This window comes from Legionella drancourtii LLAP12, from assembly GCF_000162755.2.
In the GTDB taxonomy this organism is placed as follows: domain Bacteria; phylum Pseudomonadota; class Gammaproteobacteria; order Legionellales; family Legionellaceae; genus Legionella; species Legionella drancourtii.
Genome location: NZ_JH413800.1, coordinates 10164 through 13227, shown reverse-complemented (window position 1 = coordinate 13227; position 3064 = coordinate 10164). Strand labels below are relative to the sequence as shown.

Sequence of the window (3064 nt, the reverse complement as noted above, 5' to 3'; positions counted from 1 at the left end):
TATCAGACCTTAGTGATAATATTAGAGGCCAAACCACCCTTCTGTCAGGCTATATCAAGTTACCTCTTCTTAAATAACAACTTCCCATGGGTTAAGAAGCTCTACACCTGTTTCTTTAAAATCTTTAATATTTCTTGTTACTACTATCAGACCATGAACTAATGCAGTAGCTGATATAAGAGCATCTCGTTCAGAACGAGGATCAGGAATATGCAATTTCGCACAACGTAGTGCAACTGCGACATCTATATTTAGAATCCTATCTGAAAAAGTTGGCAATACATGAGAATCTAGCCAACTTCGTAAAATCGCTCCTTGAGAGGGATCCTTCCGTTCTTTCTTCAGAATTCCCGCCTCTATTTCTAAAATAGTGATTACAGACAAAAATAGTGAAGAAGCTGATGCTGCCCTCGCCCAATTTAATACGTTTGTATCACCTTTAGCTCCTTTTCTTATTTCGGAAACTATATTCGTATCTAGTAAGTACATTACTCAAATTCCTCAACACGATAAATAGAACCTTTTATTTTAGGTGCTTCAAAATCGATATCTGCTGAATCAGGCATGGCCAGCAAGTCCACGATAGTCTCTTTAGTTTGAGTTAGCTTTAAATAATCCTCAATGGATAAAAGAACATGTGCTGGATGCCCTCTATCAGTAATGAAAACAGGACCTTGTCTAGTAGCTTTTTTTATTCTACTAACATCTTGATTAAATTCGCGGCTGGAAAATGTTGAAATAGTCATATTAATCTCAGCTTAATAATGTAGTTACCTAACTACAATATATAACAAAAGTAGTAACTTGTCTACATTTCAAAGTAAAAAAAATGCGGGATTAACTTTATAGCCCTATCCTTTCAGGAATTGAATTATTATCTAGGAAAGATCGTTTAAGAAAATTGGTTAAAATTTCAAAATAATCAAACGACTATTAATTTTAAGTAAATTAACTAATATTATTTTGAACCCACTTCCAATCCAGTTTTAAATGTTCATAAACGGATCGTCCTTGAATGGATTTAATATGGTCATCAAGAACCAACTTATATGATAATAAAGAATAAAATTTTTCAGGAAGTTGATATAAAGCATCATGGTGTAAATAGAGAGCGCACCCTTTGTTTAAATTCCATGCATTTAAATTATTAAATATCCAGACCCCACTAACACGTCTATTTTTTGAACCACTTGCCCCAACCAACGAGCCATTCGTGGATCTTGTATAGATAGTCCCCCCATTTAGGCCTAGTGTGTACGTCAATGGCATTCGGTTAAGGAATCCCTATGCTATACTTCAAAAATTTTTAATATTTACAGCGAGTGATGCTAAAGGATGTATGCAGTTATGGAAGATTTTTGGAGCCCCTTACAAGCAATGATTGAGGAAGTATGTGAAGATTTTGATAAAGTTTGGCAAACACGAAAACGGGTTATTAACACCCAATTTTTAGTAACTTTTATATTAAAGTTAGTCTTAAGTAAGAATAGCCAGGGATACAAAATTTTATTAAATGAACTTTGGGAAACTTCGGAATTTTCGGCCTTACAGGAACAACCGGTGTCAGCATCATCTATATGTGAAGCCAGACAGAAAATGCCGGAGACAATATTTACCCTGATTAATCAAAAAGTGTTGGCGATGCGCGAGGAAAGTGACACGCTACCTCTGTGGCGAAATCATCGCGTTTTTGGTGTTGATGGTTCAAGAATTAATGTGCCTCATGAGTTGCTGGAAGCGGGTTATAAGGCACCAATTAAACAGCAATATTATCCTCAAGGATTAATGAGTACCTTATATCACTTGGGTAGCGGCCTGATTTATGACGGCATACTTGAGCCAGTCAAAGGAGAGCGTATCTGCTTACTGTCGCATATGGAAAAGCTGACATTAGGCGATGTGCTAGTGCTAGATCGCGGTTATTTCAGCTATCTCATTCTTGTCAAAGCTATTGAAAGGGGGATTCATTTAATTTGTCGCATGCAGTCTGGTCCTGTGAACAAAGCGGTTCAGGCATTCTGGGACAGTGACAAAGAAGATGAGGTGATTAGCTATATACCATCTAGTCCGGTTAAATATGAAAGTAAAAAACAGGGCTACGATATTGAACTTAATCCCATTGAGCTACGCCTAATTAAATATACGATAGATAATGAAACCTATGTTTGCTGTACAACCTTGTTGGGTGAACAATACCCGTTAAACGAATTCCCTGCTGTTTATCATGGTCGCTGGGGGATTGAGGAACTGTACAAAATTTCAAAAGAGTTTGTAGATGTTGAAGACTTTCATAGCAGATCCGAGCGCGGAGTAAGGCAGGAATGCTATGCTCACATGTTACTCATCAATCTTGCTCGAATATTTGAAGCAGAAGCAGATAAACAATTACCACCACCATCAGAGCCTGATAATAGAGATAATTGTAGTGATTTAAAAAATAGCTATTGGAAGAATTTTTGTGGGGAAATAAAGAACTTTAAAGTCAATTTTAAAAACTGTTTACTGGTAGTAGGCCGCAGTCTAGTAAAATTACTTTGTCCTGTTGGCAATGAGAGTTTTGGTTTTATAAGCAATATACTTAAGTGTATTTCGCGAGTACGCCAGAAGATTAGGCCTGATCGTCACTCACCGAGACAATCGAGAAAACCAATTAATAAATGGAAAAGCAGCAATGGAATTAAGGTCACATATGCTTAACCGAATGCCATTGACGTACACACTGGGCCTAATGGGGAGTGGTTACTCGACTATTGGCTGCAACCTATGCTGGAAAAGGGTTGCAAGGGTTTTGTGGGAAATTTCGTACCTTCCCGCAAAGAACCCCCTTTTGAGTAATATCAAGAAAATATTTCATGCGTAGGCTCTGGACAGAACCGGATTTTTAGGAGTAAATATCTGGTTACTGGGGTGGTAATCCCCCCATTTTTAACTGAAGCTAAAAGTAGAGGCTTAAGCAGCTAGTGCCAATTTTTGCCTTGGAGTAATCCCTCCGATAGCAGTATTAGGGCGTTCATTATTGTACGTCCATAGCCATTGTGTCGCATGTAGTTGTACCTCAGCAATA

The 3064-nt window shown here is 37.6% G+C and carries 4 protein-coding genes and 1 pseudogene; 1 reads left to right on the top strand and 4 read right to left on the bottom strand.

The window, feature by feature from the left end:
- Positions 1 to 69: 69 nt before the first annotated feature.
- The 3 genes from LDG_RS02490 to LDG_RS02480 form a co-directional block, all read right to left on the bottom strand.
- Positions 70 to 489 (bottom strand): type II toxin-antitoxin system VapC family toxin, encoded by a 420-nt coding sequence (locus LDG_RS02490; RefSeq protein WP_040534221.1) that lies wholly within the window; start codon positions 487 to 489, stop codon positions 70 to 72.
- A complete protein-coding gene (locus LDG_RS02485) occupies positions 489 to 746 on the bottom strand; it encodes a type II toxin-antitoxin system Phd/YefM family antitoxin (RefSeq protein WP_006869537.1) in 258 nt (85 codons plus the stop codon). The genes LDG_RS02490 and LDG_RS02485 overlap by 1 nt, the downstream gene beginning before the upstream one ends.
- A 202-nt stretch (positions 747 to 948) precedes the next feature.
- Complete coding sequence (locus tag LDG_RS02480; protein WP_148263484.1) at positions 949 to 1269, bottom strand: hypothetical protein; 321 nt, start codon at positions 1267 to 1269, stop codon at positions 949 to 951.
- A gap of 78 nt (positions 1270 to 1347) precedes the next feature.
- Between LDG_RS02480 and LDG_RS02475 the strand changes: the two genes are divergently transcribed.
- Positions 1348 to 2697, top strand: a complete 1350-nt coding sequence (locus tag LDG_RS02475; protein ID WP_006869535.1) for an IS4 family transposase — start codon at positions 1348 to 1350, stop codon at positions 2695 to 2697.
- A gap of 252 nt (positions 2698 to 2949) precedes the next feature.
- Here LDG_RS02475 and LDG_RS19230 read toward each other — a convergent pair.
- Positions 2950 to 3064: pseudogene (locus tag LDG_RS19230) on the bottom strand (IS3 family transposase); the annotation flags it as partial.

Bases quoted from the DNA above. Each gene is read 5' to 3' on its own strand.
- LDG_RS02490 (WP_040534221.1), bottom strand. From the start codon at position 489: ATGTACTTACTAGATACGAATATAGTTTCCGAAATAAGAAAAGGAGCT.
- LDG_RS02485 (WP_006869537.1), bottom strand. From the start codon at position 746: ATGACTATTTCAACATTTTCCAGCCGCGAATTTAATCAAGATGTTAGT.
- LDG_RS02480 (WP_148263484.1), bottom strand. From the start codon at position 1,269: ATGCCATTGACGTACACACTAGGCCTAAATGGGGGGACTATCTATACA.
- LDG_RS02475 (WP_006869535.1), top strand. From the start codon at position 1,348: ATGGAAGATTTTTGGAGCCCCTTACAAGCAATGATTGAGGAAGTATGT.